At 35.7% G+C, this 21,451-nt stretch carries 25 protein-coding genes and 1 pseudogene; 2 read left to right on the top strand and 24 right to left on the bottom strand.

The annotated features are described in order from the left end of the window. Positions 1-54: 54 nt before the first annotated feature. From CIG1485E_RS00605 to CIG1485E_RS00595, 3 genes are read right to left on the bottom strand one after another with little or no spacing between them, the layout of a single operon-like run. Entirely contained in the window at positions 55-1,737 is a 1,683-nt protein-coding gene (locus CIG1485E_RS00605; RefSeq protein WP_051870887.1) for a sensor histidine kinase, read from the bottom strand. Further along, the gene (locus CIG1485E_RS00600) at positions 1,721-3,394 is read right to left on the bottom strand and encodes an ABC transporter substrate-binding protein (RefSeq protein WP_051870886.1); all 1,674 of its coding nucleotides are present in this window, start codon (positions 3,392-3,394) and stop codon (positions 1,721-1,723) included. Before CIG1485E_RS00600 ends, CIG1485E_RS00605 begins: the two co-directional genes overlap by 17 nt. Then, complete coding sequence (locus CIG1485E_RS00595; protein WP_038452587.1) at positions 3,387-4,073, bottom strand: response regulator transcription factor; 687 nt, start codon at positions 4,071-4,073, stop codon at positions 3,387-3,389. Before CIG1485E_RS00595 ends, CIG1485E_RS00600 begins: the two co-directional genes overlap by 8 nt. Before the next feature lie 223 nt (positions 4,074-4,296). On the opposite strand from CIG1485E_RS00595, the gene CIG1485E_RS09495 reads away from it, so the two are divergent. Together CIG1485E_RS09495 and CIG1485E_RS00590 are read left to right on the top strand one after the other, a co-directional pair. Next, positions 4,297-4,461, top strand: a complete 165-nt coding sequence (locus CIG1485E_RS09495) for a hypothetical protein (RefSeq protein ID WP_197408324.1) — start codon at positions 4,297-4,299, stop codon at positions 4,459-4,461. Between the two features lie 9 nt (positions 4,462-4,470). After that, positions 4,471-5,976 (top strand): annotated as a pseudogene (locus tag CIG1485E_RS00590) (disulfide bond formation protein B). 38 nt (positions 5,977-6,014) lie between these two features. Here the strand turns inward: CIG1485E_RS00590 and tkt are convergent. The 21 genes from tkt to rplR all read right to left on the bottom strand — a co-directional run bounded on the left by tkt (position 6,015) and on the right by rplR (position 21,442). Continuing rightward, entirely contained in the window at positions 6,015-7,916 is a 1,902-nt protein-coding gene (gene tkt / locus CIG1485E_RS00585) for a transketolase (protein ID WP_038452585.1), read from the bottom strand. Further along, positions 7,909-8,751, bottom strand: coding sequence for a polyprenyl synthetase family protein (locus CIG1485E_RS00580; protein ID WP_038452583.1), 843 nt, complete (start codon positions 8,749-8,751; stop codon positions 7,909-7,911). The genes tkt and CIG1485E_RS00580 overlap by 8 nt, the downstream gene beginning before the upstream one ends. Further along, positions 8,748-9,821, bottom strand: coding sequence for a DUF7488 domain-containing protein (locus CIG1485E_RS00575; RefSeq protein WP_038452581.1), 1,074 nt, complete (start codon positions 9,819-9,821; stop codon positions 8,748-8,750). The genes CIG1485E_RS00580 and CIG1485E_RS00575 overlap by 4 nt, the downstream gene beginning before the upstream one ends. A gap of 1 nt (position 9,822) precedes the next feature. Next, positions 9,823-10,134: a YbaB/EbfC family nucleoid-associated protein gene (locus CIG1485E_RS00570; RefSeq protein ID WP_038452578.1), complete on the bottom strand. Its 312-nt coding sequence runs from the start codon at positions 10,132-10,134 to the stop codon at positions 9,823-9,825. A gap of 62 nt (positions 10,135-10,196) precedes the next feature. After that, entirely contained in the window at positions 10,197-11,843 is a 1,647-nt protein-coding gene (locus CIG1485E_RS00565) for a methyl-accepting chemotaxis protein (RefSeq protein WP_038452576.1), read from the bottom strand. A 33-nt stretch (positions 11,844-11,876) separates the two neighbouring features. After that, positions 11,877-12,224 carry an aspartate 1-decarboxylase gene (gene panD / locus CIG1485E_RS00560; RefSeq protein ID WP_038452575.1) on the bottom strand — a complete coding sequence of 116 codons (348 nt, stop codon included), beginning with the start codon at positions 12,222-12,224 and terminating at the stop codon, positions 11,877-11,879. 8 nt (positions 12,225-12,232) lie between these two features. Continuing rightward, positions 12,233-13,522: a UDP-N-acetylmuramoyl-L-alanyl-D-glutamate--2,6-diaminopimelate ligase gene (locus CIG1485E_RS00555; protein WP_038452574.1), complete on the bottom strand. Its 1,290-nt coding sequence runs from the start codon at positions 13,520-13,522 to the stop codon at positions 12,233-12,235. Further along, positions 13,503-14,054, bottom strand: a complete 552-nt coding sequence (locus CIG1485E_RS00550; RefSeq protein WP_038452570.1) for a hypothetical protein — start codon at positions 14,052-14,054, stop codon at positions 13,503-13,505. The genes CIG1485E_RS00555 and CIG1485E_RS00550 overlap by 20 nt, the downstream gene beginning before the upstream one ends. Beyond that, positions 14,044-14,310, bottom strand: coding sequence for a NifU family protein (locus tag CIG1485E_RS00545; protein WP_038452568.1), 267 nt, complete (start codon positions 14,308-14,310; stop codon positions 14,044-14,046). The genes CIG1485E_RS00550 and CIG1485E_RS00545 overlap by 11 nt, the downstream gene beginning before the upstream one ends. 177 nt (positions 14,311-14,487) lie before the next feature. Continuing rightward, the gene (gene rplQ / locus CIG1485E_RS00540; protein WP_038452565.1) at positions 14,488-14,844 is read right to left on the bottom strand and encodes a 50S ribosomal protein L17; all 357 of its coding nucleotides are present in this window, start codon (positions 14,842-14,844) and stop codon (positions 14,488-14,490) included. An 18-nt stretch (positions 14,845-14,862) separates the two neighbouring features. Further along, positions 14,863-15,870, bottom strand: coding sequence for a DNA-directed RNA polymerase subunit alpha (locus tag CIG1485E_RS00535; RefSeq protein ID WP_038452563.1), 1,008 nt, complete (start codon positions 15,868-15,870; stop codon positions 14,863-14,865). Between the two features lie 12 nt (positions 15,871-15,882). Next, positions 15,883-16,509 (bottom strand): 30S ribosomal protein S4, encoded by a 627-nt coding sequence (gene rpsD / locus CIG1485E_RS00530; RefSeq protein ID WP_038452561.1) that lies wholly within the window; start codon positions 16,507-16,509, stop codon positions 15,883-15,885. Positions 16,510-16,536: 27 nt separating this feature from the next. Beyond that, on the bottom strand, positions 16,537-16,929 hold the full coding sequence (rpsK, locus tag CIG1485E_RS00525; protein WP_038452559.1) for a 30S ribosomal protein S11: 393 nt from the start codon (positions 16,927-16,929) through the stop codon (positions 16,537-16,539). 9 nt (positions 16,930-16,938) lie between these two features. Continuing rightward, positions 16,939-17,307: a 30S ribosomal protein S13 gene (gene rpsM / locus CIG1485E_RS00520; RefSeq protein ID WP_038452557.1), complete on the bottom strand. Its 369-nt coding sequence runs from the start codon at positions 17,305-17,307 to the stop codon at positions 16,939-16,941. Positions 17,308-17,310: 3 nt separating this feature from the next. Further along, positions 17,311-17,424, bottom strand: a complete 114-nt coding sequence (rpmJ, locus tag CIG1485E_RS00515) for a 50S ribosomal protein L36 (protein ID WP_002848032.1) — start codon at positions 17,422-17,424, stop codon at positions 17,311-17,313. 159 nt (positions 17,425-17,583) lie between these two features. After that, a complete protein-coding gene (gene infA, locus CIG1485E_RS00510; RefSeq protein ID WP_038452556.1) occupies positions 17,584-17,802 on the bottom strand; it encodes a translation initiation factor IF-1 in 219 nt (72 codons plus the stop codon). Between the two features lie 389 nt (positions 17,803-18,191). Next, positions 18,192-18,950, bottom strand: a complete 759-nt coding sequence (gene map / locus CIG1485E_RS00505) for a type I methionyl aminopeptidase (RefSeq protein WP_038455457.1) — start codon at positions 18,948-18,950, stop codon at positions 18,192-18,194. A 4-nt stretch (positions 18,951-18,954) separates the two neighbouring features. Beyond that, a complete protein-coding gene (gene secY, locus CIG1485E_RS00500; RefSeq protein WP_038452555.1) occupies positions 18,955-20,217 on the bottom strand; it encodes a preprotein translocase subunit SecY in 1,263 nt (420 codons plus the stop codon). Further along, positions 20,217-20,618, bottom strand: a complete 402-nt coding sequence (rplO, locus tag CIG1485E_RS00495; RefSeq protein WP_038452553.1) for a 50S ribosomal protein L15 — start codon at positions 20,616-20,618, stop codon at positions 20,217-20,219. Before rplO ends, secY begins: the two co-directional genes overlap by 1 nt. A gap of 9 nt (positions 20,619-20,627) precedes the next feature. Next, positions 20,628-21,071, bottom strand: coding sequence for a 30S ribosomal protein S5 (rpsE, locus tag CIG1485E_RS00490; RefSeq protein WP_038452551.1), 444 nt, complete (start codon positions 21,069-21,071; stop codon positions 20,628-20,630). 14 nt (positions 21,072-21,085) lie between these two features. After that, entirely contained in the window at positions 21,086-21,442 is a 357-nt protein-coding gene (gene rplR, locus CIG1485E_RS00485) for a 50S ribosomal protein L18 (RefSeq protein WP_038452548.1), read from the bottom strand. Between the last annotated feature and the right edge of the window lie 9 nt (positions 21,443-21,451).

Genomic DNA, 21,451 nt, shown 5'->3' with positions numbered 1-21,451 from the left:
CAGAACTAGACATGAAAACTCCTTATTTTGTAATTGTTTAAATTTAATGCTAATTTATTTTTGATCTTTTTTAGGGACTTTTATCGTAAAAAGTGCTCCATTTTTAATATTTTTAACACTTATTACACCATTCATATTCCTTTCTATGATATTTTTAGCCATATATAGACCTATGCCAGTGCCTTTAGTTTTATGTCTGGTAGTAAAATATGGATCAAAAATCTTATCTATGATTGAATCATCAATGCCTCCTGCATTATCAGATATTTTTACGATAGAATACTCATTATCTTCTTTGATTTCCACATTTATGTTTGGATTTTCTATTTTTCTTTCGATGATTATATCTTTTGCATTGCTTAAAACATTTAAAATCACTTGAGCATATTCGTTTTTATATCCAACGGTAAATGTATTATTTAGTATCGTCAAATTTAAATTTATAGAGTGATATTTTAAAGAAGATATGATTATATTTATAGCATCTTTGCATACGCAAGCTACCGAAAATAGCTCTGGCTTGCCCCTTGGCTTGAAGAAATTTTGAAAATCGCTTATGGTCTGCGACATATACGATGTCAGCCTATTTAGCTCACCTATTTTGTCATTTAGGTATTTTTTATCAAATTCATTGAAATTAAACGTGACTTGGATATTCATATGTATCGCTGAAATCTCTGCTAAAGGCTGTCTCCACTGATGAGCTATATTGCCTATCATTTCGCCCATGGCAGCTAGTTTGCTTTGCTGTATGAGAAGCTGCTCTTGCTCTAGCCTTTTATTGATTTCGGTATTTACACGATTTTCTAGATTGTCAATCATATCATTTATCATATTTTTAAGCTCATTTAGCGATTCATCATTTGTGCTTTTATATAGTCTTGAGCCTAGTTTGCCAGATTTCAAAGCTTCTAGTACCTTTGTTGCATTTTTGATTAAAGCTTCATTTTGTTTGACATTATTGCTGATGTAGAGCATATTTTCATTTATGATAGTAGCCATTTGTTTAAATTCATCATTACAAAATAGCTCTATTTTGCCAACATGAGTTGTCTTATCATTTAGGTATTTAAAAAAATTATTAAGCCCATGCTGAACGCTGTATATTGATTTGATTATATTATTAGTTATCAGCCAGCTAACAATCATAGAAAATATTATTATCAAAGCGATAATAAACAATATCTCAAATTTAATCTCCTCGGTTTTAGATACTGCGTTATTGTAGGCTATGGTGGAGTTGTTTAGTGACTTTTCTTGCAAATTTAAAAGCATATTCATTAAAATATCAAACTGCCTTTTTGTTGTCGTTGTGATATTAAGATATGCGCCTTCTTCAAATTCGCTATCCAAATACTCTTTTGTTTTATTAAGCAACTTTTTGTAATTATTCCACACCATACAAGTATCATTGCTAAATACGCCAACTTCTTCAAAATAATGGCTCAAAGTTTGTATTATTTGATCGATTTCTAGCTGGATATTTTTTCTGATATTTTTATTTGGAGCCATGACTAAAGAGTGGCTGAGCTGCCTTAAATTATATAGCGGTATGATAACATTATTTTGCAAGGACAGCACAGCTTTTGACTTGCTATGCACGTCTTTTAAGATGATTTGATTATACGCGCTAATGGCTATGATTTTATATCCCAAAATAGATATAGATATCAGCAAAATCGCAAATAAAAGTATAAATTTGGTTCTTATATTGATGTTTTTAATTAGACTCATCATAGAAATATCTTTTAGGTTTTATAGGTTTTTTAAAGTCATCAGGGTATGTTTTATAATCTCTCACCGACCAATGATCTTTTGTAATCTCAATCTCCCAAAGTGGAATAATCCCACCTTGATATGGTTTGAAGAGAACCTCTTTATTGACAGCCATTACTTTATTTGGAGATGGGACGATAAGCGTATAGGCTTGCCCTTTGGCTCTAAATAAAATATTTTTTACTATATCTTTATATTTTGGATCATCCTTACTTGTGATAAAATAATCATCAATATACTGCTTTATAATGCTATCTTCTGGTATGACAGACCATGAGCTTTTTGGTTTATATATAAGAAATACAGTCCAAGGATCTTTATAATACCAATCATCATTTCCCCACACAAGCATATCCCAAGACTCTGTATTTTTGCCACTCATGGTAGATAATAGCTGCTTATAAATATCTTTTTCGCTAGTAGTTATTTTATACTCAAATTTAACCCCATATTGATTTAGCTGATACTCCAAACCTTTTAACAAAAACATAAATCTATCTTGCGACAAAATATTGATTTTTAATCCATTTAGCAAAGATCTTATCTCAACTTCAGATAAATGGCAGTCTGGCACTACGTTTGTAGCGATGATATCTTTAACTATTTTATAATTACTAGACGCACAAAATGGCGAGATTTTACCCTCGTTTTTGTATGCAAATTTCAAGAGATTTTCTTGATTTAGAGCTTGATTGAGTGCGAGCCTAACTCTTTGATCTAGTAGCTTTTTGCTTCCATTAATGAGATTAAAAAAAATAGTGATATTATCTGTGGATTCTGATACAACAAGCTTTGCATAATCAGACATTATGACATCTAGCTTTTTATTAAAAGCGATAGGCGCTAGATCTAATTTGCCTTCAAATTTGGTTATATCTTCTAATGCTTCATCTGAATTTAGCTGCGTATATACTGTGATATGTTTGATCTTTGGATACTCTTTGTTCCAGTAATGTGGATTAGCTACAAGCTCGACTTTATTAGTATGGCTATCGCCTAAGGCATATCCATCTTTGATGATGTATGGACCCATACCAAACGGACCTGGGACTACATTGCTAGTCCCTGTTGATTTGCCAACTGGCTTATAGCGCTCGATATACTCTTTTGTGTAAAAATATATTCTAGCCAAGTCAGTAAAAAACATTTCGTATGGCTCTTTGAGCGTGATTTTGAAATGCAAATCATCTAGTTTTGTCACATCAAAATCTATTTTATCAATATTTGTATATAAAAATGGATGCTTTTTGAAATAATTTAAATTATATATGACGTCATCTACGCCAAAGCTATCTCCATTTTGAAATTTAAGCCCTTTTCTTAGCTCAAAAATATATGTAAACTTATCAACTCTTTTATGGCTTTTAGCCAGATCATAGACAAAGTCCTCAGCATTATCATAAGAGCGTATAAGTCCTGAATTTGTTGATTTGGCTATATAAGAATATGCAATGGAAGGCAAAAAAATCTTTATATGTGAGGTAGGATGAAGCCTTTTAGCAGTGTTATCTTTACTCACGTCATTTCTATAATTGATCTCATTTATAAACAGATCATTATCAATCCCCAATGCCATAGAACAACAAAATAAAATTACTACAAAAATCAATCTAAGCAAAGCGATATCCATATCCAGATATATTTTTTATTATATCTGTTGGTAGTTTTTTTCTCAAATTTCTTACCAAAGATCTTAACGCACTATCGGTCATCACGCCATCGCACCAAACTTTATTTTGGAATTCCTCATACATAACTATCCTATCTTGACCATTTAGCAATGTTTCAAAAAATAGTATCTCTTTTTTGTTTAGTAGCAACAATTCTGATTTGTAGCAAAGCTCTTTTTTATCAAAATCATATGTGTAATCTTCGTCTATATTTAATTTTTTTATATTGTTTATATCTATTATTTCTACGCATTTTTCCAAAGCTTCTAACAAGGCATCTAAGGCTATTGGCTTGACTAAATATCTTTCCATGTGTAGCTCCACTGCTTCCATGAGATATTTTTGATCCACGTGCGCTGTAATCATAAAAATCGGCGTCGCGCGATCTTCTTTTCTAATCTTTTTAACAAAGTCAATACCATTTACAAGAGGCATATGTATATCACTAAGGATTATGCTTGGTGTTTTTTCTAGGTAAATTTGATAAGCCTCATCGCCATTTGTGGCTTCATAAACTTCTTTTACATAATATCTCAAACTATTAGAAATATTTTTTCTAATACCCTCTTCGTCTTCAGCGTAAAGAACTGTCAAATTCTTCAACTTGCTCAATATTTTACTATTCATAAATAATACCTTTTATATTTTGATTACTCAAGGATACTACAATGTCAATATATTGTTAATATCTTGATAGTATACCAAATAATATACCAATAAAAAATAGCAAAAAAATCGAATAATGTATAATTATGCAATAAATATTAATTTATTTTATTATTTATGAGATTTTTTTTCTACTTTTTATTGATACCATTTCATAATTTTATAGATTTAATAAGGAGAAATCATGGAGTTTTTTGGCTTAATAATAGCTTTTATAGCTATTTGTTTAATATATAAGAAACCAGAAAAGGAAAAGTTAGCTTTTTGGTTGCTTGCATTTGCGTGGATTATGGCTGCTACAATGTATATATGTCATACATCAAGCATATTGCCAAACATAAATTTATAAGGAATAAATATGCAAAAAGCTAAAACTTTTTATTTATTGCTTTCACTTGCGGCAATTGGTATTATTGCACTTCCTGTTGGGATTGCAAATTTCTTTTTTGGCTACGCTCTTGGCGATTCGCCTTGCACACTTTGTTGGGGGCAACGTCAAAGCATAATATACATAGGTGCAATGGCTCTATTTATGCTTAGATATGGTTTTAAACCAAAATATTTAGCCATGCTACTTATAATTACAGCTTTTGGGCTTTGGGAGAGTTTTTATCATCTTGGAAGTCATGGGCTTGAAGATGTCGGATAAGGATTTGGATTAGCCATTTTTGGGCTTCATACACAGTTTTGGGCTGAAGTAGTATTTTGGTCTGTGATAGTTTTGCTTGGAGTTATGTTTTTCTTCGCGCCTTGCATGAATGGATTTGTCCAAGAGATGAATGGCCAGAAATTTAGAAAGCTCACAACTGCAAATATCGTTGCATTTTGGGTATTTTTTGTTGTTATTGCCTCAAACATAGTTCAAGCTTTTGTTTCGACTGGACCACCTCCATTTTGGGGACAAGGCGATCCTGTCAGATTTAGCTGGAATCCTAAATTTAGCGTTTGGAGTGCTGAGGGCTGGAGCGATATGAGAGCACCTACAAATTTTTTAGGCAAAAGAGATGTAAATCTGCCAGATCTTGCTTCAAAACCTAGCAAGGATTTTTCATTTAGCAGCAATTACGAAGACTCACCTTTTGAAATAGAAAAAGAGTTACTAGTAAGCTACAGTAAAATAATATCACTAAATTTAAACTCGCCAATAAGCGATATAAACTACGCAAATGGAAAAATGCTAATAGCTACTGAAAATCATGGATTATACGTCAGCGATAAGAGCTTTGATAAGATCATCTCGCATTTCATACTTGATCCATACTACTCAGCTACAATTGATAAATTTGCTGGAATAAGTGTGTTTGGGGATACATTGCGAATTATGGGCATGAATAAAACAAGCGTGGATATAAGAGAAAATCCAAAAGCCAATAATGTCGCGAATTACCGCTATTTTGTAGAAGGTGCCGATAAATTTGACGAGCTTGGAAGAGACCGCCTAAAGACAAGCCGTGCGAAAAATTATTATGTTTTGACAGCAAAAAACGATGAGAAATATACATATATGTTTACAGTTCCAAACAATCTTTATAAAAAGCTTTTTGTAACTCAGCAATTAATTTCGGATAAAGGCTTGGCTGCTGAGTGGAGTCTTGAGCTAAGCTCTGATGTAGTGCTAAAAGACAAAAGAAGCATAGATGAGCTTTATATTACTGCTCTAGCTATCAAAGATGGGCTACTCTATGCTATTAGCAAGGCGTACAACACAATGATCGTCATAGATCCTAAACAAAAATCTATAATCGATGTGTATGGATTGCCAAGTATTCTGACAAATATAAGAGCCATGACATTTGTAAAAAATGAGCTTTTAGTTGTTGGTTATGATAACGCTAAGCATACTGTGTATTGCTTTAAATTTTAAGAATAAATCAAGGTACTTTTACGTACCTTGATAAAATATTAAAGTAGTTCTTTTGCTTTATTTGCTACGTTTTGAGCTGTGAAGCCAAAATGTTTAAATAGCTCATTTGCCGGAGCACTTGCACCAAAACTCTTCATTCCAAGAATCTCATCAGCAAATTTATACCATTCCAAACCACTCGCAGCTTCTACTGCTAAGACCTTTGTAGCTGGATCAAAAATAGTATTTATATACTCTTTATTTTGCTCGCAAAGTAGATCAAAACAAGGAGCCGAAACTACGTTTGTACCGATATTTTGCTCTTCTAAAATCTTAGCTGCTTCAAGGCAAAGCCCTACTTCGCTACCACTAGCCACTAAAGTTACTTTTGGATTTTGTGATTTTTGAAGTAGATACGCACCATTTTTTACACCACCAAATTTAGCCTCATTTAAAGGCATAAGAGCTTGGCGTGAGCATACAAAAGCGCTTGGAGCATTTAAGCTAAGCGCTGTTTTCCAGCACTCCACGTTTTCTTCACCATCGGCTGGACGGAATGTATAGAAGTTTGGCATAGCTCTAAACGTGCTTAGCTGCTCGATTGGCTCGTGAGTTGGACCATCTTCGCCCACGCCGATACTATCATGAGTCCAGACAAAAAAGTGCTTGATACCCATAAGCGCTGCTATTCTGGCTCCAGCTTTTAAGTAGTCGCTGAAGATAAAAAATGTCGCACTAAATGGTAAGAAAATGCCATAACGAGCGTAAGCGTTGCAAATGGCTGCCATCGCGTGCTCTCTGATACCAAAGTGTAAATTTTTACCATTTGGGAAATCCTCAGCGCCTTTTAGCTCAGTTTTATTACTTGGTGCAAGGTCGGCACTTCCTCCGATAAATCCAGGCAACGCCGCTGCAATAGCGTTTAAGATTTTGCCATTGCTATCTCTTGTGGCTAGTTTTTCACCTTTTAAATTTGGAAAATCAATCTTAGAAAAATCAGGATTTAAAAGCGCGTTTAAAAGCTCTTTTTTATCATCTGAAAGCTCGCTTACAAGCTTATTCCATTTAGCCTCTTCAAGGTCTCCAAGCTCAACTGCGCTTCTAAATCTAAATAGCACGTCTTCATCAACGAAAAATGATTTTTCTGGGTCAAATCCAGCATTTATCTTAGCTTCTTTGATGATCTCTTCGCCAAGTGGCGCGCCGTGAGCTTGGTGGCTACCTTCAAGTTTGCCAGCACCTCTTGCGATTTTTGTATTTGCGATGATTAGATATGGTTTTTCCTTGTCTTTGGCTTCGCTTAGAGCAAACTCAATCTCATCAAAATTGTGTCCATCTATCCTTGCTACTTCAAATCCAGCAGCTTCAAAACGCACTTTTACATCCTCATTCCACGCTATGCTTGTGTCGCCTTCTATCGTGATATGATTGCTATCATAGATGATAACTAGGTTGTTTAAAGCGTGTTTGCCAGCTAAGGCACAAGCCTCATAGCTAATTCCCTCTTCAAGGTCGCCATCACCACAAAGACAATAAACCTTATGATTTATCACGTCCTCGCCAAGTAAATTTGCAGCACTTTTAGCTGCCATAGCAAAGCCAACAGCGTTTGCCACGCCTTGACCAAGCGGGCCTGTGGCTATCTCTACACCGCTAGTTTCTATCTCAGGGTGACCTGGAGTTTTTGAGTGAAGTTGTCTGAAGTTTTTAAGATCATCCATACTTAAATCATATCCACTTAAGTATAAATAGCTATAAACCAAACTACTTGCATGTCCGCCACTAAACACCAAACGGTCGCGGTTTAGCCAGCTTGGATTTTTGGGATTGTGTTTGATGTGACGCATAAGTACGCTCATAATATCAGCAAGCCCCATTGGCGCTCCTGGGTGGCCTGAGTTTGCCTTTTGTACCATATCGGCACATAAAAATCTTATAGTATCAGCTTGTTTTTTAAGCATTTTGTTCCTTTAGGTATTTGTTTATTAAGTCATTTACTAGCGGCAAAATAGGACTATTTGCTAGTTCGTCTAAAATCTCATTTTCTAGCTTATCTCTAGCTTTTATAGCTCCTTTTACTCCGAGTAAATTTGTAAATGAATTTTTTATTCCGTCGTTATTTGTAGGTTTGCCAGCAGATTTTTCATCTTGCGTGGCATCTATGATGTCATCGTGGATTTGGAAGGCAAGGCCAAGTTTAAGCCCTATTTTGTAAATTTGCTCACAGCTCTCATCATCAAGACCTGAAATGATAGCGCCCATTTTCATACTTGCAGCGATCAATGCTCCAGTTTTGTGGGCGTGTAAAAACTCCAGCTCTTCTAAGCTTAGATGTTTATGCTCGAAATAGCAGTCAATTGCCTGACCGATTATCATTCCATAAATCCCACCATCGCTTGAGAGAGTTTGGATACATTTTAAAAGGGTTTTTGGATCTAAATTTGCGTGGCTTATGAGATAAAACGCATGAGTATTCAAGGCGTCTCCAGCCAAAATAGCCGTAACTTCGTCATATTTGACGTGCAAAGTCGCAACACCACGTCTCAAACTAGCATTATCCATAGCTGGCAAATCATCATGAATAAGCGAATAAGTATGCAAGCATTCCACGCCAAATGCCACGCTAAAGGCATCCTTAGTGAGTTCTGGCCTGAGAGTTTCAACTATGCCAAGCAAAAGTTTAGCCCTAAAATGCTTCCCGCCAGCTCTCAAAACCCAAGCCAAAGCATCATTAAAATGTGGATGAAAGCTATCAATTTTTGGTAAATTTAGCTCTAAATATTCGTCAAAGCTCATTTATAAACTCTTACAAAAAACTGAAAATCATCTCTGCTAATGAGATAATAAAATTTGCTTCTATCTGTCGAACGCATGATTTTTTCGATATCTGCTACGCTTCTAACTGGCACTTTGTCTATGGCAAGTATTTTATCGCCACGTTGCAAACCAGCTCGTTTAGCTTTTGAGTTTGGAGATACCTTTTGAATTATCAGATTTCTATTTAGGCTAAGACCATAACTTGGCAAAAACGGCTTTACGACCACTTTTTTTGGTTTTGGTTTTTGTGCGTTTTGGGCTTTTGTTTGCTCTGGTGGATTTGCCACGGCTAGATCTGCTAATTTCACATCAAATTTTTCTAATTTGCCATTTCTTAAAACTTCAAAACTCAAAGTAGCATTTTTATCAGCGAACAGCACGGCTTCATTTAGCTCTCTTAAGCTTTTTGGAGTTTTGTCATTTAGTTTTATTACGATATCGCCAGCTAGGAGCATATTTCCCACGCCAAATGGGTTTGCACTTTTTACACTTAAAGTAGAATTATTATCCTCAAAGCTCACGCCGATATCGCCATAATGAACGTCATCATATTTCACAAAATTTCTAAGGTATCTGTTGCCTACAAATTTATTTCCACCAACTCCGATTCCCACCATAGAGCCACAATCACAGACCAAAAGTCCAGTATTGTTCGCATCATAACTAAGCTCGTCAAGTTCGCCTAAATTTGATCCAAATTTTGCTATATGCCCCATGGCAGTGGCGTTTTGTTCTAAAATATTTACCCACATACTTTCTTTTGCATTTAGCTCATCTATCATAAAAGCAGCTCTTAAAGTCAGATCGCTTTTGATAAGATAAAGCCCAAGATATGGGTCAAATTTGACATAATCAGCCTTATCTAATTTTTTGGTTTTATCATAAATAACAGCTGCTTTATCTTTGGTAAGAGATATGGCGATATGATCTTTGTAGATGAACTGTGAGTCTTTGTTTTTCTCATAGATCGCCTGGATATCTTGCTCGCTTGGTCTTGGCTCAGCTACTGCAATGACTGCAAATATGATTGCTAAAAGTAGTTTTTTCATATTACAATCCAAATCCGCCAAGCCCACCAAGCATAGAAGCGGCTGCCTTTTTCTTCTCATCTGCGGCTAATTTCATAGCGTCATTTATGGCCGATATAAGCAAGATTTGCAAGCTGTCTTTGTCATCTAGCAAGCTATCATCGATATTTATATCTAAGATTTCGCCATTGCCATTTGACTTGACACTTATAAGCCCACCGCCACTTTTTGAGATGAACTCTTTTGCTGCGTTTTCTTCCTCAAATTCTTTTGCTTTTTGTTGAGCCTGAGCCAAAGCTTCGCCCATTTTAGAAAAATCAAAATCTTTAAACATACTTTAACCTTTTGGTTTATTATAACAAAATGGGCTTTAAATTTAGCTTTTCAAATTTCAAGCTAAACCTTGAAAAATCCCATTAAATCATTTAGTTTTCTAGATATAGTTTCTAGCTCATGAAGTCTAGCTTGGTTTTCTTCCATGCTATCTTTTGTATCTGCAGCCACCTTTGTTATATCTTCTATGTTTGCTGATAGTGAGTTCATAGACTCAACTTGATTGATAGCCACACTTACAACCTCTTTTGCCTTATCTGATGAATCAAGAGATTGGTCATAAACCTCGCTAAGGAGCCCAGCGACGTCATTTGAGATCTTATATCCAGCTTCTACTTTTGGGACGCCTTGTTCTATGATATTTACTGCGACGTCGGTTTGTTCTTGGATAATTTTTATAGTGTTTGTTATTTCGCTTGTAGCTGTTCCTGTTTTTTCAGCTAGTTTTCTTATCTCATCAGCGACTACGGCAAATCCACGTCCAGCCTCTCCTGCGCGTGCTGCTTCGATTGCGGCATTTAGAGCAAGTAAATTTGTCTGGTCTGTTATCTCAGCGATAAGCTCAGCAGCTCCGCTAATATCTTTTGCATGGCTACTTAAAAGCTTGATTTGATTTACTTGTTCTGCTACGTTTGCGTTTATTTCATTCATTTTTGAAGCCACTTCGTTTGCTGCGTTTTTACCATTTTGGCAAAGTTCGGTTGCTTTATTTGAGTTTAGTTCTGTGTTTTGTGCCATGGTTACTACATCGCCAGTTTTTTGTTTGGCTAATTGGACTATTTGTGTAGAGCTTGTGGCTATTTGGCTTTGTTTTTGCACAGAGCTACTTACACTAGCAAATGTCTGGATCAGACTATTTGTCTTGCTATCTACTGCGTCAGATGCTTCGTTGATCGATTTTACTATCTCTTTTAGTTTGTCTTGCATTATTATGGCTTGAGATAGAATGCTATTTTCAAATTTGGTTTGAACCGCTAAGCTTAGATCGCCTCTAGCGACTTGCGATATGATATCTTTTACCTCTTTTGGCTCTCCGCCAAGGTCTTTTTTGATACCACTTTGTATCATAAATGCTATAAATCCAGCTATCAAAATAGCTATTAATGTCAAAATAATCATGATATTTTCAAACGCAGAAGTCTCGTTTTTGACAGAGTTTGTAAGCTCTTTGTTTGCTGCTTCTTGATAATCTATAAATTTATTTATAGCAGCTAGCCACTTAACAAATCCACCTGCAATATTGCTTTCTAGCAGATTTTGAGCTTCAGATAGATTGCCTTCTTGTTTAAGCTTTATAGCGTCTTTATAAAACGCCACGGTGCTTTTGCCGATTTGCGAAATATCTTCTAGCATCTTAATTTCGCTTTGAGAAACAACGTCTTTTTGTTTTATAAATTTAGAAAGAGGGGCTGCTGAGTCATTATACATATTTTCAAGCCTTGTTATATCACTCAAAAGAGCGTTTAGGCTATTTTCATCGTTTGTGAGTATAACGTCCCTTATGGCAATTGCTCTATCGTGGACTGAGCCTCTAAAGTTGATCCCATATCTTTGTTTGAGCGAGTTTACATCTGTCATCGTAGTAAGCGATTTATCGATAAAATTTACCTTATTAATACCAATAGCACTAACAATTATCATCAAAAAGATAACAACAGCAAAACTCAAATATAGCTTCGTAGAAACCTTCAAATCGCTAAATAAACCCATAACAATCCTTTAAAAGTATTTTTGACAAGACATTTATCCATCTATCTCATTTTTATTATTTACATGCACTATCGTTGGTTTGAAGCTCTTAGCTTCTTGGAATTCCATGCTTGCATAAGCCACGATGATAACTATATCTCCCACACAAACTTTTCTAGCAGCTGCGCCGTTTAGGCAGATTTCGCCGTCTTTTTGCCCTTTGATAACATATGTCGCAAATCTCTCACCATTATTTACATCAAGTATCTCGACCTTTTGAAACTCAAGCAAATTTGCTGCTTTCATGAGTTTTTCATCTATGGTTATTGAGCCTATATAATTTAAATTTGCATCAGTTACTGTGGCTCTGTGGATTTTAGAGCACATCATTTCTATTTTCATCATCGTCCTTATTTTGTAGCGTTTATAATCTCTTGAGCGATAAGTTTGTCGCTAAATGGGTGTTTGACGCCGTTTATCTCTTGATATGGCTCGTCGCCTTTACCCAAAATCACGATAGTCTCGCCATTTTTGGCTAAGCTTAAAGCCAAATTTATAGCTTTTTTACGGTCGCTCTCTCTAAAAACTTTGTCATTCAAACTCATTCCAGCCATAATCTCATCTATGATAAAATCTGGCTCTTCGCTTCTTGGATTATCACTTGTCACGACAGTAAATTTAGCGTATTTTTGAGCTATTTTACCCATTATAGGGCGTTTTGTTCTATCTCTATCGCCACCAGCACCAAAAACCACAATAAGTTCATCATGGCTCAAAGCACCAAGGACTTTTTCGATGCCATCTGGAGTATGAGCAAAATCAACTATCACAAGCGGATTTTTTGACACTATCTCGACTCTGCCCTCCACGCCTTCAAATTTACCAAGAGCGTCGGCTATTTTTTGATCGTCTAAATTTGTCAAAAACTTAATAGCCCCGAATGCTGCTAAAAGATTGTAAAGATTGAACTTACCTTGCAAATGGCTTTTGAGAGTTGAGTTTTGCTTGAAGGCAATGCTCGCTTCTATGCCGCCTTTTAGGCTAAATTTATCCACGAAAAAGTCAGCTTCGCTTTCCAAAGAATATGTCATAGAATTTTTGGGATTAAATTTAATAAATTTATCATCTTTGTTTATGAGTTTTGGAGTCTCATCGCTAAAAAAGCTTGATTTGACTCTAGCGTATTCATCAAAAGTCTTGTGAAAATCCAGGTGATCTTGGCTTAAATTTGTAAATATTTTGAGATCAAAATCAAGCCCTTCAATACGGTTTTGCGCGATTGCGTGGGAGCTTACTTCCATGACAAAATACTCGCAACCTACGTCTATCGCAGCTTTTAAGTAGCTTAAAGTTTCTAGGGCTTGGCTGGTTGTGAGACCCTTTGGAGCGATTTGTTTCTCACCTAAAAACGTGCCCCTTGTGCCTGAAAGTCCAGCCTTGAAACCCAAATTTTCTAATGCACTAGCTATAATGGCAGACGTTGTGGTTTTGCCATTTGTCCCTGTGATGCCAATTAATTTTATATTTTTGCCTATTCCTAAAAGCTCTTTTGCCTTAGCTGGGCTTATTAGAGTTGCGCCTTGCTCTCCTGCTTTAGAGTGGAATTTGGAGTTTGAGTTTGTGTATACAAAATAAGCGTTTTTGTCGCAATCTTGGGAATTGTCGGTTATAAATTTAACTTCATCTAGCGCTATTTTCATTTTTCAACCCCAAATCTTTTATAATTTTTTCTATTTTTACATCGCCTAAAAATATGTTGGCTGAGCTTTCAAGATAGTTTAGCCCCATTTCTTTATAGCCATTTTTGATTAAATTTTCAACAAATTCTAGTAAATCATCCTTGTTTGTGATCACAACCCTTGTCGAAAAAATAATACTTGAAAAAACAGCTTTAAAATCACCGCTATTCTTTACTAATTCTTTAAAATCCAAATAAGTTATAGCGTCTTCATAGTCTATTTTTTCGTTTAATTCTTGGTCACTTTGGGTGACTAAATTTATAATCTCTTGTATGTTGCTAGTTTGGTCACTAGTTTTGGTGCCTATGTAAATGTCAAAAAGCCCCATTACGTCATCTGCGTTTGATTTCGCAACTTCGCAAAGCTCGATAAAAGACAAAAGCTCATCGCTGGCACTAGCCTCATAAGCCAAGGAAAAACAGGCTTTTGCCATATCAAATTTACGTCTTTTAAGAAGTTTTATCCCAAGATTTCTATATTCGTCAGAGTTCAAATTTTTCTCCGATTGGAATGTTTACTACTGTAAGTTCTGGGTGTATGTCTATTTTAAGCTGTCTTTCTACGCCATATTTCAGCGTCTGACCGCTAGCAGCGCATCCATGACAATGACCTGTAAGCTGGACATAAACAACGCCATTTTTTATACCTAAAAGCTCCATTCCGCCGCCATCTCTTTCAAGCATTGGCATAACAACTTTTAAGCTTTCTTTTACTGGTTGCATTAGTTCTTCATCGCTAAATGGTATCATAAATTTCCTCTTGAATTTTTTGGTAATTATATCACTATAGCACTAAAATGTATCTTATCATTTTAAGTCTAAATAAGCAATATTAGGTAAATTTTGGATATTATGAGTAAAAAAGTATGATTTGCAAATATGATTTATATAAAAGTCTGAATTTGCCGAGATAATCTCGGCAAAAAATTATTCAGCAACTAGCTCGATATAAGCCATCTCAGCTGCATCGCCTTTTCTGACGCGAGTTTTGATGATACGAGTATAGCCACCATTTCTTGTAGCATATTTTGGAGCTATTTCAGTCACAAGTTTATTTGTAGCTTCTTTATCTTGTAAGCTTGCAAATACAAATTTATGAGCGTTAAAATCGCCTTTTCTAGCTCTTGTGATAAGTTTTTCTACATAGCCTCTTAACTCTTTTGCTTTTGGTAAAGTTGTTTCGATTTTACCAGCCTTAACGATAGCTATCGTAAGGTTTTTAAGCAAAGCAGCACGGTGAGAGCTAGTGCGGCCTAGTTTTCTATATCCGTGATTATGTCTCATTATATTTTCCTTCGCTTTTTATGATTTTAACTCAGTTATTTTTTTTCTGAGTGCTTCTTTGCTATCGCCAAGTGTATTTTCACCAAAAGGATAGCCTATTTCAGCCATTACAGCTTTTATCTCATCAAGAGACTTTTTGCCTAAGTTTTTAAGATCTTTAAGTTCGCTTTCTTCCATAAGAGCAAGCTCTCCGATAAAACGGATTTCGGCTTTGTCTAAGCAGTTAAAACTTCTAGCACTTAAATTTAGGTTCTCAACACTTTCAAGCAATTTAGCGTGTTCGCTTGAGCTTTGAGTTGAAGATATAGCGACATTTGCATCAATATTTAAAACATTATTAAATACTGACATTTGTCTATACATAGCTTCAATTGAGTGTTTGAATGCTTCAACTGGACCTACTTGACCGTCTGTTGTGATAGTAAGAACTATCTTCTCATAGTCTGGGTTGTCTTCAACTAGAACATTTTCGATCTCATAAACTGCTTTTTTAACAGGAGTAAAGAAAGCATCAAGCGCTATATAATCGCTATCTCTTTCATCTCTATGATCTCTGATCTCTTCACTAGGAACATAGCCAATGCCCTTTTGAATGATAATGCTAAATTTAAGCTCAGCATCTTCATTTATAGTTGCAAGGTAAGCATCTGGATTTACTATATCAACGATATCGTTGCATAGATCTGCTCCAGTTATCTCTTTTGGTCCTTTAAAACTATACTCTATAACCTCACGCTCAGAATCATTTTTCAACTTGAAACGTAAGTTTTTTAAGTTTATAATGAAAAGTGTAACGTCTTCAAGCATACCACGCATGCTATCAAACTCATGCGCTACGCCCTCTATTTTAACGCCAGTTGGAGCAAATCCAACTGTGCTTGCATAAAGTAATCGGCGAAGTGGATGCGCTAGAGTTACAGCGTAACCTGTTTCGAATGGATAAGCTATAATTGTAGCTACATTCTCACTTACATTAACAACCTCAATCTCAGTTGGCATATAAGCTGATGTTGTAATTTTTCTCATGATCGCCCCCTACTATTTTGAGTAAAGCTCTACTATATATCTTTCCTCAACTGGAATGACTACTTCTTCGCGTTCTGGAATTCTTGTGAAAATTCCGTATTTTTTGTCTTTTTCTACATCAACCCAAGCAACAATGCCAGTTTGATTTGTAAGCTCGATAGCTCTTACTATTTGTGGGTTAGCTTTGCTTTTTTCAGCTACTTCGATTTTCTCGCCAGCGCTAACTCTGTATGAAGGGATATCAACTTTTTTACCATTTACTAAAATATGTCCGTGAGTTACAAGTTGTCTTGCAAATCTTCTAGTTGTAGCAAATCCCATTCTATAAACTACATTATCAAGTCTTTGCTCTAAAAGTGAAACAAGAAGTGCACCTGTGTTGCCTTCTTTTCTAGCAGCTTCAGAGAATAATCTTCTGAATTGTTTTTCACTTACACCATACATAAATTTAGCTTTTTGTTTTTCTCTTAGTTGTAAACCATACTCGCTTATTTTTGCTTTTCTTTGTCCGTGTTGACCTGGCGCATATGGTCTTTTATCTAGCGCACTTTTACCAGCTAGTCTTCTTTCACCTTTTAGTGCAAGAGATACACCTAGGCGTCTTTCTAATTTTTCAACTGGTCCTCTATATCTTGCCATTATAATTCTCCTAAATTCTATCTAACATTACACGCGGCGGCGTTTTGGTGGTCTACAACCGTTGTGAGCAAGTGGAGTTATATCTTTTAGATACAATACTTTGATGCCCTCAACTGCACCTATACTTTTAACTGCTGTTTCTCTACCGCTTCCTGGTCCTTGAACTTTGATACCAACTTCTTTGATACCATGTTCTTTTGCTTTGCTTAATGCATCTTCAACTGCTTGTTGAGCTGCGTAAGGAGTTGATTTTTTGCTACCTTTAAATCCAAGACCGCCTGCACTACTCCATGCAATAGCATTTCCCATTTCATCAGTTACTGTAACCATTGTGTTGTTAAATGTAGCAGAGATATAAACGATACCTTTTGCTATATTTTTTCTAACTACTTTTTTCTTAATTACTTTTCTTTTTGCCATTTTCTATCCTTATTTTGTAGCCGCGCCAACAGTTTTACGTCTACCTTTTCTTGTTCTTGCATTAGTCTTTGTTTTTTGACCACGAACAGGAAGACCTTTTCTGTGTCTTAAGCCTCTAAAGCTACCTAGATCCATAAGAGCTTTGATATCCATTGCAACGCTTTTTCTAAGATCACCCTCAACCATGTAGTGTTCTTGGATCTCTTTACGGATAGCTGCGGCTTCATCTTCACTTAGATCATATACTCTCTTGTCATAAGAGATTCCAACAGCATCAAGAATTTTTCTTGAAGTAAATAAGCCTATACCATAGATATAGGTAAGGCCATACTCAACTCTTTTTTTCTTTGGTAAATCAACACCTACTATACGAGCCATACCTTATCCTTGTCTTTGTTTATGTTTTGGGTTTTCGCAAATAACATGAACTATGCCTTTGCGTTTGACAATTTTACATTTGTCACACATCTTCTTAACAGAAGGACGAACTTTCATCTGAGTCTCCTAAAAATTTATTACCACTTTTATTCAACTGCACTTAGGTTTAAAGAAAGTTTTAAACCAACTGTTTTCAAAACCGTGGTTCATTTTGAAAACACTTCTTCACACAGTTAGTTGCAAAAACTTGGATTTTACCCAAATTTAGCTTTAGAATTACTTATATCTATATGTGATTCTACCCTTGTCAAGGCTGTATGGTGTAAGCTCAACTTTGACCTTATCCCCCGGCATAATCTTGATATAGTGCATTCTCATTTTACCTGCAATGTGGCATAGAATGATGTGTTTGTTGTCAAGCTCAACTTTGAAAGTCGCATTTGGAAGAGCTTCAACTACACTGCCATCTATCTCTATAACGTCATCTTTTGCCAATATTTTCTCCTTTCTATCTTAATAAACTTTTAGCGCATAGCAAAGCTATGCTAAAGTTTTGCAAACACTAAAGTTCGTTGCTAAAGCAACCATTTTGTCTCTTATGCTCTTTTAGCGTACGAATAAATTCGTACTAAAGAACCAAACACAAAAGCCACTATAAATAGGGTAACCCTTGTTCATTTTTATGTTCTTTAGCGTGAGAGCCAAGCTTCCACTAAAAACCTTCTGCTTGCAGTTGCGAGCGAGCGTTGCAAAAACACTAAAGTCTCTACAGGTATGGTAACCCTTGTCGTTGTCAAATTTGAAAATCTAAATTTACAAACTAAAGTTGTATTTGAGCTTTAAGCTAATTTAAATCAACCGGCTTAAAACTAAAAATAAGCTTACTAAATTTGACTTAGTATCTCGACTTTATTATTAACAATTGCTAAGCAATGCTCATAATGGCTAGTTCTTAGTCCATCTTTGCTTGTCACTGTCCATTCATCATCTGCAATGACTGGAGTACCATCTTTTTGGCAAATCATCGGCTCTATGCAAAAAACCATACCATTTCTGATTTTTGGACCACTTTTTGGATTGTTACCTTCAAGATAGTTTGGGATCTCTGGCTCTTCGTGAGGGCGTTTGCCTATGCCATGACCACAAAATCCTTTAAGTGGAACAAATCCTCTTTTTAAGATAAACTCTTCAACTGCGTTTGAGACTTCTTTGAAATGCATTCCAACTTTTATAAAATCGATTGCAAACTCCAAAGAGTCCTTGCTACAAGCTATCAAAGCTGCGTCAGTTTCAGAGATTTTGCCTACTGGATAAGTTCTAGCGCTATCGCCGAAATATCCTTTTAAATTTGAGCCAAGATCTACGCTTACGATGTCGCCTTCTTGGAGTTTATAGTCATTTGGTATGCCGTGGATTACTACTTCATTGACGCTGATACAAGCTGCATTTGGAAATCCATAAAGCCCTTTAAAGGCTGGCTTTGCTCCAGCTGCTCTTATCATATCTTCGCAAACTTTATCAATCTCAAGTAGGCTCAAGCCTGGTTTTATATAGCCATGAAGATAATCAAGCACGGAAGCGACAACTTTATTTGCCGCTCTCATGCCCTCTATATCTTTTGGCGTTTTTATAGAAATTGCCATTATTTTATAGTCCAACCGCGCTTAGTGTTTGATATTTATTCATATAAATTTGAGCTTCGATCTTTCTCATTGTATCAAGTGCAACTGAAACAACGATAAGAACGCTTGTTCCACCAAAGTAGAACGGAACTCCCATAAATTTAACTAAAATCCAAGGAAGTGTAGATATAAGACCCAAATATATTGATCCAGTTAGAGTAAGTCTACTTGCTACTTCATTTAAGTATGAAGCTGTGCTTTCGCCTGGTCTAACTCCTGGGATAAACCCGCCTTGTCTTTTTAGATTTTCACTTATATCTTTTGCATTGAATGTGATTGACGCATAAAAATATGCAAAAAATAGAATAAATAAAAATGTTAAAAAGTTGAAAAAGTAGCTATTTGGATTTAAAAAGTCATTTATAGCTAGTATAAATTCATTTGTGCTTGCTTGTAAAATCGTGCCAGGGAACATCAAAATCGCACTTGCAAAAATCGGAGGAATAACACCACTTAAATTTACTTTTATAGGAATGTAATTCATGATTCTTTTGTTTTGATTTTCCATTACTGTTTTTCTTGAATATGAGATAGGAATACGTCTTTCTCCCATTTCAACAAAGATAACTATACCTACTGTTATAAGTATAACAAGAGCTATACCAATAACAACTAAGAAGTTCATCTCTCCAGTATTTACTAAATTTATAGTTCCGCCAATAGCACTAGGAATTCCACTTACGATACCAGCAAAGATTATAAGGCTTATACCATTTCCAATACCTCTTTGTGTGATTTGCTCTCCAATCCACATAAGCAGCATTGTACCAGTCATCATAGATATACAACTTATCGCAATGAATAAATTCGCATCTATCATGATAGCTTGCTCTCCGCCTCTTCCAGTAAGACTTTGTAGTCCAATGCTCACGCCGATAGCTTGAACGATTGTGATGACGATAGTAGCGTAACGAATGATTTGCATATATTTTTGCATACCATCACGCTCTTTTTTCATCTTACCTAAATTTGGGAAAGTTGCGGCTAAAAGCTCCATGATAATAGAAGCTGTGATATAAGGCATAATGCCAAGTGAGATGATGCTTAAACGCTCAGCGGCACCGCCGCTAAACATATTAAACATTCCTAAAGCATTGCTGCTATTTGAAGTAAAGAATTCTTTTATAACGTCAATATTAACGCCAGGGACTGGCACGTAAGCCAGCACCCTGTAAGCAAACAAAAATCCAAGCGTAATTAATATCTTGTTGATTAATGTTTTATTCATTAGTTAAGTCCAGTAACTTTTATGTTCTCATCTTTAATTTTACTTGCTAATTCTTTAGCGCCAGCACCGATAAGTTTTACTTTTTGGATGCTGTTTGAAAATTTGTGAACTGTTTTAAGAGTATCAAGAGTGATCTCGCTTAGCTCTTTAATAGCTACGTTCTTATCTACATTGATAGCATAAGCTTTTTCAAATTTAGAAGTGAAGCCAACTTTTGGAAGTCTTCTTTGAAGTGGTTGTTGACCGCCTTCAAAACCTCTTTTTTCGTTGTAACCTTTTCTAGCAGTTTGACCTTTGCCACCTTTTGTAGCTGTTTTTCCCCAGCCACTACCTTGACCACGACCAATTCTTTTGGTGTTGCGAGTTGAGCCATCAGCTTTTTGTAAATTTTCTAGTCCCATGCTCTCTCCTTAACCTTTTAGCATACTAAGTGCTTTGATTGTAGCACGAACGACGTTTGCAGAATTGTTTGAGCCAAGTGATTTTGTAAGGATATTTTTGATACCCGCTAGCTCTACAACAGGTCTTGCACCACCACCAGCGATAACTCCAGTACCTTCGCTAGCTGGTTTTAGTAGGATTCTACTTGCGTTAAATTTAACTTCAACATCATGAGGAATTGTGCTACCTTTTAGTTTTACTTCAACTATGTTTTTGAAAGCATCATCAACTGCTTTTCTCATAGCATCTGGAACTTCTTTAGCTTTACCAAAACCAAAACCAACGCGGCCTTTTCTATCACCTACAACTACAAGAGCAGTAAATCTAAATCTTCTACCACCCTTAACAACCTTTGTAACGCGACCGATGTCGACGATTACTTCTTCAAATTCTTCTCTGTTATACTTTTCCATCAACAATCCTTGCGTTATAGCTTAATGCCATTTTCTCTTAAAGCTTCAGCAAAAGCTGCAACTACACCGTGATATAGATAGCCATTTCTATCAAATACGCCTTCGTTTATACCTTTTGCATTTAGCTTACCTGCGATATCCTTAGCTAAAACAGCAGCACCAGCTTTATTTGCTTTAATGCCTAGTTTTCTACCATCACTTGCACAAAGAGTTGTTCCGTTGATATCTTCAATTGCTTGAACGTATAGAGTTCTATTTGACTTAAAGATAGAAATTCTTGGGCAAGTTGTAGTACCGTTAATTTTAGCTCTTATTCTTCTTTTTCTCTTGATTCTTAGAGATAATTTTCTTTTTAATATATTTGCTACCATTACTTACCC

The organism is Campylobacter iguaniorum (assembly GCF_000736415.1).
Classification (GTDB): Bacteria; Campylobacterota; Campylobacteria; order Campylobacterales; family Campylobacteraceae; genus Campylobacter; species Campylobacter iguaniorum.
This window is presented reverse-complemented; position numbering and strand designations above follow the sequence as displayed.